The organism is Herbaspirillum sp. AP02 (assembly GCF_015767275.1).
Taxonomy (GTDB): Bacteria; Pseudomonadota; Gammaproteobacteria; order Burkholderiales; family Burkholderiaceae_D; genus Herbaspirillum.
The window spans coordinates 679,813-694,780 of record NZ_JADWMY010000001.1 but is presented as its reverse complement, the minus strand read 5'-3'; the positions used below and the strand labels follow the sequence as shown (position 1 = coordinate 694,780).

The following is a 14,968-nucleotide window of genomic DNA, read 5'->3' as shown; positions in this document are numbered from 1 at the left end:
GCAGGATGCTGGAGCGCCCTGTGCCCAGGCTGTTCACTTTCTTCTCGGTGCTGGGTGAGGAAGAGAAGAGTGCCATGCTCATCAATATTGCAGCGTCCCTGTCGCAGACCAAGCACAATGTGCTGGTCGTCGATGGTGACGTCGCCACGACCGGCCTGTTGACCCGCATCGGCCTGCGCCACGATGTCGCCACGCTGCAGGAAGTGGCGCGCATGGAGCGCCCGCTGCGCGAGGCCACCCGTATGCTGCCCGAAGGCTTCGCCATGGCCCGCATTGCCCGCCGCAACGTGCCGCTTGCCAGCGATCCGCAGGCCGGGCGCCTGGCAGAGATTTTCGATAGCCTGATCGAGCAGGCCGAAATCACCCTCGTCAACGGCGTGCTGGCCAGCGATCAGTCGCTGCCGGTACCAACCATGGAAATGGGCGAGATCGTGATCCAGGTGTCGACCACGGCCTCTTCGATCAAGGCGGCCTATGTGTTGTTGAAGAGCCTGAGCGACCGCATCGGCCGACGTCCCTTCAGCCTGATCGTCAATGACGCCACCGAAGCCGAGGCGCGCACCGTCTACGCCAACATGGCCCAGGCCGCCAGCCGCTATCTGGCGGCGCAGTTGAATTTCCTCGGCGCCATCCCGGCCGATGACCATATTCGCCGCGCCACTGGTCAGGGGCGGGCAGTGATGGATGTGTTTCCCTTTGCCGGAGCGGCGCTGGCTTTCCAGCGCCTGTCCAAGCAATTCACGGCGGCCGATACGGCCCGCAGCACTTACGGAATGGCAACCGATGGTGCAAGCCTGGGAGTGTGACGTGCATGTATAACGTCAAGGGAAAAAAGGGCAAGAACGACGTGCTGGAGCAGCATGCGCCGCTGGTCAAGAAACTGGCGCATCAGCTCAAGGCCAAATTGCCCCCTAGCGTAGAGGTGGACGACCTGATCCAGGCCGGCATGATGGGCTTGCTTGATGCCGTCAACCGCTACGAAGAGACCCATGGCGCGCAGTTCGAGACCTATGCCGTGCAACGTATCCGTGGCGCCATGCTGGACGAGCTGCGCAGCAGCGATTGGCTGCCGCGCAGCATCCGGCAGAATGCCCGCAAGGTGGACGAGGCCATGCAGGCCCTGCTGCAGCAGCTGGGCAGGCCGCCGCAGGAGACCGAGGTGGCGCAGCACCTGAAGATCAGTCTGACCGAATACCAGTCGCTGCTCAGCGAATGCGGTGGCCACCAGTTGATCTACTACGAGGATTTCCACGACGCCGAGGGTGGGCACGAACATTTCCTGGACCGTTACCAGACCGCCGGCTCCGAGGACGACCCGCTGCAGAACCTGATCAATGGCGGCTTCCGCGAAGCGGTGGTGGACTCCATCAAGGCCTTGCCCGAACGGGAGCAGATCCTGATGGCCCTGTATTACGAACAGGAAATGAACCTGAAGGAAATCGGCGCGGTCATGGGCGTGTCCGAGTCCCGCGTGTGCCAGCTGCACAGCCAGGCGATCTCGCGTATGCGCTCCTATCTGCGGGAGCATTCGTGGAGCGGGGTGGCCTGAGAGGCAATGGGTGCCGGGCGCAGGCTCCGGTGTTCGTCAACGGCTCCTTGGGGAGCCGTTTTCAATTCCATCGATAAAAGCGATCAATTTAAGCATGGAGAGTGAAGTGAATAAGCTCACATCGATGGCTCTCCTCCCAAAAAGACAAGACCCCGATGCGTTGCAGTCGGGGTCTTTCGATTTGCGCTCGCGGCGCGGGGCTTGAATCGGCGGGGAGGTGACGATCAGACCACGCCCAACCTGCGGCCGGAAGATTTGATGCTGTTCTGGCCATCCGGCCCATAGAAGTTGCCGGTGCCGGTCTTGCCTTGCAGGATGGTCAATGCACTCTGGTTGATCGAGAGCTTCTTGCCGATCAGCAAGCCATTGACGCGATTGAGTTCCTTCGCATCCTGGGCCAGTTCGAACAGGCCGGCCCAGACATCCTTGTCGGTGTCGCTTCCGTGTTCGTTCATCCATTGCTGCATGCCGGCTTCGTCTTCGCTATAACCCAGGCTGCCCAGCAGGCTGTGGCGATTGCCGGCCAGCGTGGCCATGTCGGAAACGATGGTGGCTTTTTCGGAAATGATGTCGGTCAGGCCTTCGGCGGTGGCTTCAGCCAGCAGGGCCTGTTCCTGGTTCAGTTTTTCCACCAGGCGGGATAGGGCAGCGTGTTCCAGAGGCAGGTTGCTGGCCGGATTCATGCGGATAATCCTGTGCGAAGGCAAAGATGATCAGGCCGGACGGGCGCTGATCAGGGTCTTGACGGTGTCGATCAGGCCATTGGCCACTTTTTCCGGATCGATCTGGAACGTGCCGTTGGCGATGGCAGCCTTGATTTCCGCCACTTTCTTGGCATCGAAACTGCCGCTGTTGCTGTTGACCTTGGTTTCCAGCGACTGATAGGTGCTGGACAGACGCACGCTATCGGAAGTGGCTGCAGTGGCCGCCGCACCATTGCCGGCAGCAGCACCGGCGGGGGTGTTGTTGCGAGGCTGGGCCTGGGTCTGCTCGGTGTTGAGGGCAGCGGATTTGAGGGCGTCGTTAACGTTCACGGCAGTTATCCTTGTAGGGTGGGGGCGCATTGCACCCGCCTGTCGTATGGATTATCGACCAATTCTCCGCAAACTTTAACATCCGGGACGTCAAAAAGAAGAAATGGGAGAAATTTTCTTCACATGTCTGACGCAGAGCTGCAGATTCAGATCCGTCAGTCGTTTCATCAGCCCTTTATTCAGGCTTGCCCTATATCAATAGTTGATTTCCAGAATCCCGCCGGCCTTGGCGATCCCGCTGACCACTTGCCCGGCCGCGGTCCGTGCTTGCGCCATCTGTCCCTCGTTGGCATTGGTCATGGCACGCGCCTCGGTAGAAATCTGGAAGCCCGGCCCGATCGAGACGACCCGTACCGACTGACCCTGTTGCACGACCCGTTGGTTGCGGATGGCGTCCATGCGCAATGGCATGCCGGCGCGCAGGGACATGTTGGCTACCCGGCCGACGACCTGTGCTTCTTCGGTGATCACGCCACTGGGCAGGCTGGACATGTCGCCGCGGATGCGGGTGATGTCGCTGGCGCTGATGGTCTGGCCCTGGGCCAGCGGGACGGCCGCCACCAGGTAGTCGGAAATCACCTGGACATTGGCGCGCAGATAGATCGTCCAGGGGGAGGGCGCTACGCACTTGATGCCCACCGTAGTACGGCCCCACAGGCGACCACCATTCGGCATGAAGGCTTGCGGCTCCAGGCAGGAGGCCAGTGTCAGTCGCGGGTCGGCGGGATCGATGGTGACCGTGACGCTACCCGGCAGGCCTGAAGTCTGGCTTGCCAGAAACTGCTCGGCCACCTGTTGCAGGACTTGCAAGTTCTGCTTTTGCGGGCTGTCAGGAGTGTTTTGTGCGGCGACTGGCGACATCGTCGTCAATGCGCCGGCCAGCAAGGCCAGGGCGGCGACGGCGCGGCGCAGCGTACGAAGAATGCAGAGGGGATGTTTCATTTTGTGCAACTTGCCTGCAACAGGTATTGGCGAATCTTGGCAGCAATGTTACGTCGCGCGCGCGACGTCAAAAGGGCAAACAGGGGAGGCTTTTATCTCTTTATCGCCCCTTAGAGTCCCGGGTGGAAACGTATGATCAAGCCTACGTAATTCCATCATCGGCGTAGTGTGCGACCGTCCCCGGCAGGGCGGCAGCGGCGCCGGTATTTCCGGAGGACCCGATGGTCTCTAAGCTCGACGATTTCTTCCGTTTCAACGAGATGGCACTGAACCTGCGGGCGCAGCGCCAGCAGGTGCTGGCGTCCAACATCGCCAACGCGGATACGCCCAACTACAAGGCAAGGGACGTCAATTTTGCCGATGCGCTGAAAAATGCCCTCGACAACAAGGGTAGCGCCATCCCGCCGCTGCAACTGGCGCGCACCGCCGACTCGCACGTGGCCGGCACGGCGCCCGACAACGGCCCCGGCAGCATCGGCGGCTCGCCCCTGCAATACCGCACCGTGACCCAGGGCAGCGTGGACGGCAACACCGTCGACCTGGATGTGGAACGCAATGAATTCGTCGACAACGGCATCCGCTACGAAGCCGGCGTCACCGCCGTGAACGGCCAGATCAAGGCCATGATTAACGCCATCCAACCGGGTTGATAAACCATGTCCCTTTCCAACATCTTCAACGTTGCCGGTTCGGCCATGAGTGCGCAGGCCCAGCGCCTCAATGCCACCGCCAGCAATATCGCCAACGCCGATAGCGCCACCGGCCCGGATGGTCGGCCCTACCGGGCCAAACAGGTGGTCTTCGAGACCATTCCCGTGGGTGATGTGAAGGATAGCGGCGTGAAAGTGGCTGCCGTGGTCGAAGACCAGGCGCCGCCCAAGCTGGTCTATGACCCCAAGCATCCCATGGCCGATGGCAATGGTTATGTCGCCATGCCCAACGTCAACCCGGTCGAGGAAATGGTCAACATGATCTCGGCTTCCCGCTCTTACCAGACCAATGTGGAAACGATGAATACGGCCAAGGCCATGCTCGTCAAGACCCTTACCATCGGACAATAGGAAAATAGGACCTGAATCATGGCAATCGTCTCCAATGACCTGCTCACCGCAATGAATGGCACGAGCAGCAGCTCGTCCACCACCACCAGTTCGTCGAGCCTGAACGATAACAGCCCGGATGCGATCCAGAATCGCTTCCTGGCGCTGTTGATCGCGCAGATGAAGAACCAGGATCCCAGCAACCCGATGGACAACTCGCAGATGACCACGCAGATGGCCCAGCTGTCGACCGTCTCCGGCATCAGTCAGTTGAACAGTACGCTCAGCACCCTGATGGGCAATCTCAATTCGTCGCAGGCGCTGTCCACGGCCAGCATGATCGGCCACAGCGTGCTGGCACCGGGCAACAGCATCCAGTTGACCTCGGACACCACCAAGGACGCCAGCGGCAATGATGTCACCAGCCAGAAGGCAGTGTTCGGCGTGAACCTGCCCAGCACGGCTTCTTCGGTCATCGTCACCGTCAAGGACTCGACCGGTGCCGTGGTGCGCACCATGGACCTGGGCACCCAGGCCGCCGGTGCGGTTCCGGTGATCTGGGACGGCACCAACGACGCCGGCGGCAAGGCCGCCGACGGCAACTACACCTTCACCGCCACCGCGTCCAACAATGGCACGGCGGTCGCGGTAACGGCCCTGGCCTTCGGTACGGTGGCCAGCGTCTCGACTACGTCGGACGGCGTCAAGCTCAATGTCACCAACGTCGGCACCATCAAGTCGACCGACATCGTTCAAATTCTTTAATCGTTATTACCGACCACATTCGGAACAAGGGGATATCTCATGAGTTTTCAGCAAGGTCTGAGCGGACTGAACGGCGCAGCCAAGAGCCTGGACGTCATCGGTAATAACGTGGCCAATGCCAGCACGGTCGGTTTCAAGCAGTCGCAGACGCAGTTTGCCGACATGTACGCCAACTCGATGAACCGCTCCGGCAATTCGCCGGTGGGCATCGGCGTGACTGTGGCCAATGTGGCGCAGCAGTTCACCCAGGGCAATATCAGCTCCTCCAACAACCCGCTGGATATCGCCATCAATGGCGACGGTTTCTTCCAGATGTCGGCCAGCGCGTCCGATCTGTCGCCGATGTATGGCCGTAACGGCCAGTTCCAGCTGGACAAGAATGGCTACATCATCAACCCCAGCATGAACGGCGCCTTCCTCATGGGCTGGGCCGCCGGCGCGTCCGGTGGCGATCCGGTGCAGCTGCAGATCGATACCTCGTCGATCCCGGCCACCCCGACCACTTCGGTGTCCACCAAGGTCAACCTGGATTCGCGCCTGGCCGTGCCGACGGTCACGCCTTTCAACGCTGCCGATCCGAACAGCTACAACAACTCCACCGGCGTTACCCTGTATGACAGCCTGGGTAACCCGTACAGCATGCAGACTTACTACGTCAAGGCAGCACCGACCGGTACGCCGCCGACGACTACCTGGACCGTCTACGCCAAGATCGACAACACCACCCTGAACGACGGCGCCACCCCACCGGCCCCCGTTGCGCTGGGTACCATGACCTATGACTCGACCGGTACCCTGACCCAGATCAACGGTGCGGCGGTGACGGCCACCAGCGTCATGACCCTGACGGCCGCGCAACTGAACGACCCGAGCATTGTCAAGGGTGGTGGCAACTTCGCTGCGCCGATCAATTTCTCCTATGCCGGGTCGACCCAGACCGGTTCGGCCTTCGTGAACCTGGCGCAGAGCCAGAACGGCATGCCTCCGGGCACCCTGTCGAGCTTCTCCATCGACAAGGACGGCACCATCGTCGGTTCCTACAGCAACCAGCAAACCAAGAACCTGGGGACCGTGGTACTGGTGAACTTTGCCAATCCCAATGGTCTGCAGCCGCTGGGCAACAACCTGTATGCGGCTACCGGTGCGGCCGGCAGCCCGCTGGTGGGCAAGCCTTCCACCGGTACGTTCGGTAGCTTGCAGGCGCGCGCGGTGGAAGACTCCAACGTCGACCTGACTGCCGAACTGGTCAACATGATCGTGGCGCAGCGGGTCTACCAGGCCAACTCGCAGACCATCAAGGTGCAGGACACCGTGTTGCAGACCCTGGTCAGCCTGCGCTGATAAAGGCTTGATCGCGCGCCTTGCGGCGCGCATGCAGAAAGGTCGCCGGCGCCGCCGGCGGCCGGTTTCAACCGCTGGTGCCGGGGGATGGTGCCGCAAAAAAGGGGTTTTATGGATCGTCTGGTCTATACAGCGATGTCGGGGGCCAAGCACACGCTGGAGCAGCAAGCCACCGCCAGCAACAATCTGGCCAATGCCACGACCACGGGTTTTCGCGCCCAATTGAATACCTTCCGCTCGGCACCGGTGGTGGGCGATGGCCTGGCCACGCGTGCCTTCGTGGTGGATTCGACCGCGGGTAGCGACTTTTCGCAGGGACCGATCCAGGACACCGGACGCGCCCTGGACGTGGCCGTACAGGGGCGTGGCTGGATCGCGGTACAGACCGCCGATGGCGGCGAGGCCTATACCCGCAATGGCAGCTTCAAGATCAACGAGAACGGCATCCTGCAGACCCAGAATGGTCAGTCGGTGCAGGGCGATGGCGGTCCGATCACGATCCCGCCCGATACCACGGTGGCCATTGCCGCCGATGGCACGGTGTCGTCGATTCCGACCAACGGTATTCCCAATGCAGTCAATGTGCTGGGTCGTATCAAACTGGTCAATCCCGATGAAAAGAACATGAAACGCGGCGATGATGGCCTGTTCCGCACCATCACCGGTGCGGCCCAGCCCGACGCCAACGTGCGCCTGGCCAGCGGTGCCGTCGAAGGCAGCAACGTGAACGTGGTGGAAGCGATGGTCAACATGATCAACCTGTCGCGCCAGTTCGAGATGAACATGAAGGTGATCCAGACCGCCGAAAGCGATGCGACCAAGGCGACCCAGATTCTGTCCTTGTCCTGATAGCACACTAGCCCCTGCGCTGATTACCGGAGAAATAAATGATTCGTTCCCTGTGGATTTCCAAGACCGGCCTGGATGCGCAACAGACGCAACTGGACGTGATTTCCAACAACCTGGCCAACGTCAGCACCAACGGCTTCAAGCGTTCGCGCGCCGTGTTCGAAGACCTGCTGTACCAGACCGTGCGTCAACCCGGCGCCCAGTCCTCGCAACAGACGCAATTGCCCTCGGGCCTGCAGATCGGTACCGGCGTGCGTCCGGTCGCCACCGAACGCATCTTCACCCAGGGCAACGTCAACCAGACCAACAATGACAAGGACCTGGCGATCCAGGGCAACGGTTTCTTCCAGATCCTGCTGCCCGACGGTACCACCGCCTACACCCGCGATGGCGCCTTCCAGACCGACAGCCAGGGCCAGCTGGTGACCTCCAGCGGCTACACCCTGCAGCCGCCGATCACCATCCCGCTCAACACCACCAAACTCAGCGTGGGCCGTGACGGCACGGTCTCGATCATGCAGGCCGGTTCCACCGCCACCACCCAGATCGGTACCATCCAGGTCGCCACCTTCATCAATCCGGCTGGCCTGGAAAGCCGTGGCGAAAACCTGTACGTGGAAACCGCCGCCTCCGGCACGCCCAACCCCAATACCCCGGGTACCAACGGTGCCGGCGCCCTGTGGCAGGGCTATGTGGAAACCTCCAACGTGAACGTGGTGGAAGAGCTGGTCAACATGATCCAGACCCAGCGCGCCTACGAAATCAACAGCAAGGCCATCACCACTTCCGACCAGATGCTGGCCAAGCTGTCGCAACTGTAAGACCTGGCGGCGAGCCGGGGTGGCGTTATTGAACAAGGTAGTCGGCAGTAGAAAGAAGGACGAGGCAGATATGAAGAACTTGCTGAAATTGGTTTCCATCGCGGGCGTGTTGGCTGTCACCGGTTGTACCACCGTGCCCGACAGCATCGTGACGGGTCCCAAGACGGCGCGTCCGCAGCCGGCTTCCTATGCGCCAGCAACCTCGGGCGCGATCTTCCAGTCGGCGGTCTACCGTCCGTTGCTGGAAGACCGCCGCGCGCGTCTGGTGGGTGACACCATCACCATCGTCATCAACGAAAAGACCAGTGCCGGCAAGTCGGCCGGCAGCTCGGCCAGCAAGACCGGCGCGGTGGCTTCACCGGCACCGACCATCTTCGGCACCTCGATCAAGGAACTGTCGGCCTCCGGTAGCTCCTCGGCCAAGTTCGAAGACAAGGGCGCCACCAATTCCAGCAATACCTTCACCGGTACCATCGGTGTGACGGTGGTGGAGGTCCTGCCCAACGGCAATCTGGTGGTCTCCGGCGAAAAGCAGGTAGCACTGGACAAGGGCGTGGAGTACGTACGCTTCTCCGGCACCATCAGCCCGGACAACATCCAGACCGGCAATACCGTCTCGTCCACCCTGGTGGCCGATGCCAAGGTCGAATACCGCACCAATACCCGCGTAGACATGGCTGACTTCATGTCCTCGCTGGGCCGATTCTTCTTCAGCGTTTCTCCTTTCTGATGTGGAGTAGTGCAATGACCCGGAAAGGATTTTTCGCGATGGATATCTTCCGATCAGGTGGCAGGCGGTTGGTCGCCGCCTGCGCTGCCGCCGCCACCGTGGCCGGCCTGTACCTGGGCATGGCGGCTCCGGCCCATGCTGAACGACTCAAGGACCTGGCCAGCATCCAGGGCGTGCGTCAGAACCAGTTGGTGGGTTACGGTCTGGTGGTCGGCCTGGATGGCAGTGGTGACCAGACCACCCAGACCCCCTTCACCGTGCAGAGCGTGATCAGCATGCTGCAGCAGCTGGGCGTGAATGTGCCGTCCGGTACCAGCAGCAACATGCAGTTGAAGAACGTGGCAGCGGCCATGGTGACGGCAAACCTGCCCGCCTTCGCGCAGCCGGGCCAGTTGATCGACGTGACCGTGTCGTCCATCGGCAATGCCAAGAGCATCCGTGGCGGCACCTTGCTGATGGCGCCGCTCAAGGGTGCCGATGGTCAGATCTACGCCATCGCCCAGGGCAACATCGTGGTCGGTGGTGCCGGCGGCTCGGCGGCCGGCAGCAGCACCACCATCAACCAGCTGTCGGCTGGCCGCATTTCCGGTGGCGCCACGGTTGAACGCGCCGTGCCCAGCTCGCTGGGCGGCGGCGACTCGGTGGTGCTGGAATTGAATGACAACGATTTTTCCACCGCCAGCCGGGTGGTGGATGCGCTCAACAAGCGCTTTGGCAGCGATACCGCAGTGGCCCAGGATGGTCGCGTGATCCGGGTGCGCGCACCGATCTCCAGCGGTGACCGGGTGGCCTTCCTGGGGGCGCTGGAAAACGTCGACGTGACCCCCGGCAAGCTGGCCGCCAAGGTCATTCTCAATGCGCGTACCGGTTCGGTGGTCATGAACCAGAGCGTGATGCTCGATACCTGTGCGGTGTCGCATGGCAATCTCTCGGTGGTGATCCAGGCCGACAATGCCGTGAGCCAGCCCAATGCACTGGCGGGTGGTCAGACCGCTGGCGTGCAGAATGCGCAGGTCTCGATCAACAAGGAACCGGGTAAGGTGATGCTGTTGAAGGGCGGGGCCTCGCTGTCCGATGTGGTCAAGGCGCTCAATGCCATCGGTGCGACCCCCCAGGACTTGCTGGCGATCCTGCAGGCGATGAAGGCGGCAGGTTCCTTGCGCGCCGAACTCGAAGTGATCTAACGGTAGCGGGACGGCACGGCCGATTCCATTACAAACGCTCTCATCCAAGGTAACCCATGCTCAACAAGATCAACCCATCCAATCCGACCGAGAACTTGGCCGTCGATGCGAATGGGCTGAACGGCCTGCGCGAAGCCGCCCGGCAGAACTCGCCGGAAGCCATCAAGGGGGCGGCCAAGCAGTTCGAGGCGCTGTTCCTGAACATGGTGATGAAGAGCATGCGGGATGCCACTCCGCAGAATGGTCCCTTCGATAACGAGCAGACCAAGATGTTTACGTCCATGCTCGACCAGCAATTGAGCCAGAGCCTGGCTCAGCGCGGCGTCGGGCTGGCCGATGTACTGACCCGCCAGTTGTCGGCCTCGTTGCCCAAGAAGCTGCCGGATGCGCAGGACCTGGAAGGGGGGGCGACCCCGGGCGAGGAAGGTCTGCCCATGGGTATCCCGTTGGTCAAGGAAATGAGTGATGCCGACCGTGCCAAGTTCATCCAGAGTTTCGCCAGCCAGCAGCAGGCCGAGAGCACCGATCAGGATGGCCGCAACGGCAAGCAGCGTCGCAACTCCAACAAGCCGGCCCATGTGGAGGCCTTCCAGAACCGCCTGCAGGCTGACGCCGAGATCGCCAGCAAGATGACCGGCATCCCGGCCAAGTTCATGCTGGCCCAGGCGGCACTGGAGACCGGTTGGGGCAAGAAGGAAATCATCGCCCGCGACGGCAGTTCGGCCCACAATCTGTTCGGCATCAAGGCCACCGGCAACTGGACCGGCAAGGTGGTCGAGGCCACCACCATCGAATACATCAACGGCAAGCCGCAAAAGCGGGTGGAGAAATTCCGCGCGTATGATTCCTATGCGGATGCCTTCAAGGACTACGCCAACTTGCTGCGCAGCAATCCACGCTACGAGAAGGTATTGGCCAGCGCCCAGGATGCCCACGGGTTCGCCTACGGCCTGCAGCGCGCCGGCTATGCCACCGACCCGCACTACGCCGAGAAACTGTCGCGCATCATCCGCCAATCGCTCTCGGCATAAGTTTCTTGCCGGTCACGGTCTGGCCGGCGTCCGATTCCACGGTGGCAAGCTCATCGGTGCCGGTCGGAAACAAATTCGCGTGCAGCCGTCTAAAGTTTTGGTCAATCCTGCCGTTGACTTGGTTATTCCGCTAAAAGCTTTCAGGGACGACAACCTAGCATGGCAACTAACATCTTCAGTATCGGGCAATCCGCGTTGCAGGCGGCCATGGCGGCGCAGGCCACCACCAGCCACAACATCTCCAACGCCACCACGCCCGGCTACAACCGCCAGGAAGTCGTGCAAAGCTCGGCCGGCGGCATCAACTACGGCTATGGCTTTGTCGGCCAGGGTACTCAGGTCACCGAGATCAAGCGCGTCTACAACGACTTCCTGACCAAGCAGGCACTGGCCTCGCAGACCTCGGCCAGTTCGCTGGATGCGTACTACTCCGAGATCTCGCAGATCAACAACATGGTGGCCGACACCAAGGCTGGCCTGTCGCCGTCCTTGCAGGATTTCTTCGCAGCGATCCAGAACCTGGCCTCCAACCCGAATACCCAGGCTTCGCGCCAGTCGGTACTGTCGCAGGCGTCGACCCTGGTGGCACGGGTGACCAGCATCAACGATCAGCTCTCGGCCAGCAGCGCCAGTGTCAACAGCCAGATCACCTCGACCGTCACCTCCATCAATTCCTACGCGCAGCAACTGGCCCAGCTCAACAAGGCCATTGTCAACGCCATCGGTACCGGCGGTGGCCAGCAGCCCAATGACTTGCTGGACCAGCGCGACCAGTTGGTGGCGGAGCTCAACAAGTACGTCAAGATCACCACGGTGCCGCAGGATACCGGCGCGGTGAGCGTGTTCATCGGTACCGGCCAGGCGCTGGTGACCGGTGAAAACGTGACCCAACTGGCGGTGACCAATTCGCCCACCGATGTGTCGCGCCTGCAGATCGGCCAGGTCGGCACGGGCGGTACCACGACCACCATCCCAGATAGCTTCTTCTACGATGGTGGTAGCCTCGGTGGTCTGCTCAAGTACCGCAGCGAAACGCTGGACCCGACCCAGAACGCGCTGGGTCGCATCGCCATCGCCCTGGGTACCGCTTTCAACCAGCAGCAACAGCTGGGCCTGGACCAGAACGGCAATCCCGGCACCAACATGTTCAATGTCAGTTCGCCCAACCTGATCGGTTATCCGACCAATACCGGCACGACTGACCTGAAGGCGACCATTACCGATCCGTCGGCCTTGAGCACCAGCGACTACACGCTGACCTACGACGGTACCAATTACACCTTCACCCGCCTGTCGGACAATACCAAGACCGTCAAGGCGGCGACCGATTTCCCGGTGACGCTGGATGGCGTGACCTACTCGAATGGTGCGGCTGCGCCCGGTCCTTACGCGCCCGCCATCCCGAATGGCAATATCTACAAGATCCAGCCGACCGCCAACGGCGCGGCCGGTTTCTCGCTGGCACTGAACAATACCCAGCTGCTGGCCACGGCAGCGCCGATCGCGACCTCGATCAGCGCTACCAACAACGTCAACGCCAGCACCGCGGCCACCAATACCGGCAATGCCCTCATCTCCAGCACCTCGCTGGATTCGACCAAGTTCCAGCAGGGTTCGTCGGTGTCGTTCACTGCTTCGATGAGCGGAGGAACACCGTCGGTGTTGCAATTGACGAGCGCCTGGAGCGGTGCCACGCCAGTACCGGATGTGACCTATTCCAATCCGGATGGCACCGGTGGCACGGTCGCCGGCGGCACGGCATTCCCCTACCAGTCGGGCATGACCATCACCAGCGGTGGCGTGTCCTTCACGTTGACTGGCACGCCCAGCACGACGGGCACGGGTGACCAGTTCAACTTCGCCCCGGTGGCGGCCAACAAGGGCACGGCCACCATCAGCACCGGTTCGGTCACGCCGGCCTATCTGACCACCACCACGCCGCTGACCAAGCCGACCACGCTGGAATACGACGGCAATGCCACACCGCCGAACTTCAGCATTTCTCCGGCCGTCCCTGCCGGCGGTGGCACCATCACCCACAAGGATGGCACCACGACCGCGATCGGCGCTGGCGTCAGCGTCCTGCCCTACACGGCGGGCGATACCTACGAGATCAGCGGTGTCTCGTTCCAGATTTCCGGGCAGCCGTCCGATGGCGACCAGTTCACCATCGCGGCCAATACCAATGCCGCCTCGGACAATCGCAACATGCTGGCCATGGGCGCCCTGCAGACGGCCAAGACCATCAATGGCACCAACTTCCAGGGTTCGTACTCGCAGCTGGTCGCCACCATCGGCAACAAGACCAACGAGATCAACGTCACCAACACCGCCGAGAAGGCAAGGCTGACCGCGATCCAGACCCAGCAGCAGTCCGAGTCCGGGGTCAACCAGGATGAGGAACTGGCGCAGATGATTCGCAACCAGCAGCAATACCAGGCTGCCGCCAAGATCATCCAGGCCGCCAGTGACATGATCAACGTGCTGCTCACCCTGGGCGGTTGAACAGTTAGATAGAGGAAGACGATATGCGTATTAGCACCCAGATGCTCTATCAATCGAGCAACAACGATCTGACCACCATGCAGAGCCAGATCCTGAAGCTGTCGCAGCAGGTAACGGCGCAGCAAAAGGTCTTGCTGCCGTCGGACGATCCGGTGGCTGCCGCTCGCGCCCTGGACATGACCCAGACGGCTGCCCTGAACGAGCAGTACAAGACCAATCGGCAGAATGCCAACAGCGCCCTGTCCAGCGTGCAAGGTACCCTGGACAGCCTGACCAACATGCTGACCAAGCTGAAGTCCAATGTGATTGCAGCCGGCAATGCCTCCTACTCCAACGCCGAACGCAGCAACATGGCCACCGAGATCAAGGGCAACCTGAATGAAGTGTTGGGCTATGCCAATGCCCAGGACGGGCAGGGCAACTACATCTTCGCCGGCTTCAAGAGCACGACCCAGCCGTTCACCCTTGATGGCAGCGGCGGCGTGACCTACAACGGTGACCAGGGTGCCATGACGCTGCAGGTCGATTCGACCCGTCAGATGGACATCAGCGCCTCCGGTCAGGCGATCTTCCAGGGGGGTGGTCAGGATATCTTCAAGACCATGACCAACATGATCAATACGCTGTCGGTGCCGGTGACCGAGGCGGCCAACAAGGCCGATGACATCGCGGCCGATAACTTTGAATATCCGACTACGGGGCAGTTTCCAATCAAGGACTACAAGACGGCCCAGGCCACTCTGGATGGCATGAAGCCCGACGATCCGCTGTATCAGACCCAATTCACCGCCACCGCCGCCGCCAAGCTCAAGGCGGACGCCGCCGAGGCCGCCCGTACGCCGGTACCGGGTAGCCAGGCCGCACTGAACCGCAACCTGGCCGCCTTCAATACCCAGATCGATTCCATTTCCAGCGGCGTGTCGACTGCCAAGGCCTCCATTGGCGCGCGCCAGAACGAACTGGACAACCTCGATGCGGCCGGTGAGGTCAACAAGGAAAACTACACCCAGACCATCAACAACCTGCTGGGCCGCAACCTGTCCGACACCAGCGAATTGATCAGCGACCTGACGCTCAAGCAGACCTACCTGTCGGCAGCGCAGAAGGTCTTCGTCACCACCAGTGGTCTGACCCTGCTGAACTATCTGAAGTAAGTCCTGGCGCGACCGTCTGCTTT

General features: G+C 61.5%; 16 protein-coding genes. 13 read left to right on the top strand and 3 right to left on the bottom strand.

Annotation, left to right across the window (positions count from 1 at the left end; translation table 11 throughout):
* The first annotated feature begins 5 nt into the window (after positions 1-5).
* Positions 6-806, top strand: coding sequence for an antiactivator of flagellar biosynthesis FleN protein (locus I5R65_RS03070; protein WP_180668873.1), 801 nt, complete (start codon positions 6-8; stop codon positions 804-806).
* A gap of 5 nt (positions 807-811) precedes the next feature.
* Positions 812-1,549: an RNA polymerase sigma factor FliA gene (locus I5R65_RS03065; protein WP_180668754.1), complete on the top strand. Its 738-nt coding sequence runs from the start codon at positions 812-814 to the stop codon at positions 1,547-1,549.
* Positions 1,550-1,773: 224 nt separating this feature from the next.
* Here the strand turns inward: I5R65_RS03065 and I5R65_RS03060 are convergent, their stop codons facing one another.
* From I5R65_RS03060 to flgA, 3 genes are all read right to left on the bottom strand, one after another.
* A complete protein-coding gene (locus tag I5R65_RS03060) occupies positions 1,774-2,232 on the bottom strand; it encodes a flagella synthesis protein FlgN (RefSeq protein ID WP_180668753.1) in 459 nt (152 codons plus the stop codon).
* A 30-nt stretch (positions 2,233-2,262) separates the two neighbouring features.
* Positions 2,263-2,583 (bottom strand): flagellar biosynthesis anti-sigma factor FlgM, encoded by a 321-nt coding sequence (gene flgM, locus I5R65_RS03055; protein WP_180668752.1) that lies wholly within the window; start codon positions 2,581-2,583, stop codon positions 2,263-2,265.
* Between the two features lie 195 nt (positions 2,584-2,778).
* The gene (gene flgA / locus I5R65_RS03050; protein WP_180668751.1) at positions 2,779-3,525 is read right to left on the bottom strand and encodes a flagellar basal body P-ring formation chaperone FlgA; all 747 of its coding nucleotides are present in this window, start codon (positions 3,523-3,525) and stop codon (positions 2,779-2,781) included.
* Positions 3,526-3,746: 221 nt separating this feature from the next.
* Between flgA and flgB the strand changes: the two genes are divergently transcribed.
* The 11 genes from flgB to flgL all read left to right on the top strand — a co-directional run bounded on the left by flgB (position 3,747) and on the right by flgL (position 14,945).
* A complete protein-coding gene (flgB, locus tag I5R65_RS03045) occupies positions 3,747-4,175 on the top strand; it encodes a flagellar basal body rod protein FlgB (protein WP_180668750.1) in 429 nt (142 codons plus the stop codon).
* 6 nt (positions 4,176-4,181) lie between these two features.
* Entirely contained in the window at positions 4,182-4,586 is a 405-nt protein-coding gene (gene flgC, locus I5R65_RS03040; protein ID WP_180668749.1) for a flagellar basal body rod protein FlgC, read from the top strand.
* 18 nt (positions 4,587-4,604) lie between these two features.
* Positions 4,605-5,330, top strand: coding sequence for a flagellar hook assembly protein FlgD (locus tag I5R65_RS03035; RefSeq protein ID WP_180668748.1), 726 nt, complete (start codon positions 4,605-4,607; stop codon positions 5,328-5,330).
* Between the two features lie 39 nt (positions 5,331-5,369).
* Positions 5,370-6,671 carry a flagellar hook protein FlgE gene (gene flgE, locus I5R65_RS03030; protein ID WP_180668747.1) on the top strand — a complete coding sequence of 434 codons (1,302 nt, stop codon included), beginning with the start codon at positions 5,370-5,372 and terminating at the stop codon, positions 6,669-6,671.
* 111 nt (positions 6,672-6,782) lie between these two features.
* Complete coding sequence (gene flgF / locus I5R65_RS03025) at positions 6,783-7,520, top strand: flagellar basal-body rod protein FlgF (protein WP_180668746.1); 738 nt, start codon at positions 6,783-6,785, stop codon at positions 7,518-7,520.
* 38 nt (positions 7,521-7,558) lie between these two features.
* Positions 7,559-8,341 (top strand): flagellar basal-body rod protein FlgG, encoded by a 783-nt coding sequence (gene flgG, locus I5R65_RS03020; RefSeq protein WP_102662979.1) that lies wholly within the window; start codon positions 7,559-7,561, stop codon positions 8,339-8,341.
* 70 nt (positions 8,342-8,411) lie between these two features.
* On the top strand, positions 8,412-9,071 hold the full coding sequence (locus I5R65_RS03015) for a flagellar basal body L-ring protein FlgH (protein ID WP_180668745.1): 660 nt from the start codon (positions 8,412-8,414) through the stop codon (positions 9,069-9,071).
* Positions 9,072-9,109: 38 nt separating this feature from the next.
* Positions 9,110-10,255 (top strand): flagellar basal body P-ring protein FlgI, encoded by a 1,146-nt coding sequence (locus I5R65_RS03010; RefSeq protein ID WP_180668744.1) that lies wholly within the window; start codon positions 9,110-9,112, stop codon positions 10,253-10,255.
* A gap of 56 nt (positions 10,256-10,311) precedes the next feature.
* The gene (gene flgJ / locus I5R65_RS03005; RefSeq protein WP_180668743.1) at positions 10,312-11,286 is read left to right on the top strand and encodes a flagellar assembly peptidoglycan hydrolase FlgJ; all 975 of its coding nucleotides are present in this window, start codon (positions 10,312-10,314) and stop codon (positions 11,284-11,286) included.
* A gap of 159 nt (positions 11,287-11,445) precedes the next feature.
* Positions 11,446-13,791, top strand: a complete 2,346-nt coding sequence (gene flgK / locus I5R65_RS03000; protein WP_180668742.1) for a flagellar hook-associated protein FlgK — start codon at positions 11,446-11,448, stop codon at positions 13,789-13,791.
* A 23-nt stretch (positions 13,792-13,814) separates the two neighbouring features.
* Positions 13,815-14,945 (top strand): flagellar hook-associated protein FlgL, encoded by a 1,131-nt coding sequence (gene flgL / locus I5R65_RS02995; RefSeq protein WP_180668741.1) that lies wholly within the window; start codon positions 13,815-13,817, stop codon positions 14,943-14,945.
* Positions 14,946-14,968: the final 23 nt, after the last annotated feature.

Bases quoted from the DNA above. Each gene is read 5' to 3' on its own strand.
- flgK (WP_180668742.1), top strand. From the start codon at position 11,446: ATGGCAACTAACATCTTCAGTATCGGGCAATCCGCGTTGCAGGCGGCC.
- I5R65_RS03035 (WP_180668748.1), top strand. From the start codon at position 4,605: ATGGCAATCGTCTCCAATGACCTGCTCACCGCAATGAATGGCACGAGC.
- flgJ (WP_180668743.1), top strand. From the start codon at position 10,312: ATGCTCAACAAGATCAACCCATCCAATCCGACCGAGAACTTGGCCGTC.
- I5R65_RS03010 (WP_180668744.1), top strand. From the start codon at position 9,110: ATGGATATCTTCCGATCAGGTGGCAGGCGGTTGGTCGCCGCCTGCGCT.
- I5R65_RS03060 (WP_180668753.1), bottom strand. From the start codon at position 2,232: ATGAATCCGGCCAGCAACCTGCCTCTGGAACACGCTGCCCTATCCCGC.
- flgB (WP_180668750.1), top strand. From the start codon at position 3,747: ATGGTCTCTAAGCTCGACGATTTCTTCCGTTTCAACGAGATGGCACTG.
- flgF (WP_180668746.1), top strand. From the start codon at position 6,783: ATGGATCGTCTGGTCTATACAGCGATGTCGGGGGCCAAGCACACGCTG.
- I5R65_RS03070 (WP_180668873.1), top strand. From the start codon at position 6: ATGCTGGAGCGCCCTGTGCCCAGGCTGTTCACTTTCTTCTCGGTGCTG.
- I5R65_RS03065 (WP_180668754.1), top strand. From the start codon at position 812: ATGTATAACGTCAAGGGAAAAAAGGGCAAGAACGACGTGCTGGAGCAG.
- I5R65_RS03015 (WP_180668745.1), top strand. From the start codon at position 8,412: ATGAAGAACTTGCTGAAATTGGTTTCCATCGCGGGCGTGTTGGCTGTC.
- flgG (WP_102662979.1), top strand. From the start codon at position 7,559: ATGATTCGTTCCCTGTGGATTTCCAAGACCGGCCTGGATGCGCAACAG.
- flgL (WP_180668741.1), top strand. From the start codon at position 13,815: ATGCGTATTAGCACCCAGATGCTCTATCAATCGAGCAACAACGATCTG.
- flgE (WP_180668747.1), top strand. From the start codon at position 5,370: ATGAGTTTTCAGCAAGGTCTGAGCGGACTGAACGGCGCAGCCAAGAGC.
- flgA (WP_180668751.1), bottom strand. From the start codon at position 3,525: ATGAAACATCCCCTCTGCATTCTTCGTACGCTGCGCCGCGCCGTCGCC.
- flgC (WP_180668749.1), top strand. From the start codon at position 4,182: ATGTCCCTTTCCAACATCTTCAACGTTGCCGGTTCGGCCATGAGTGCG.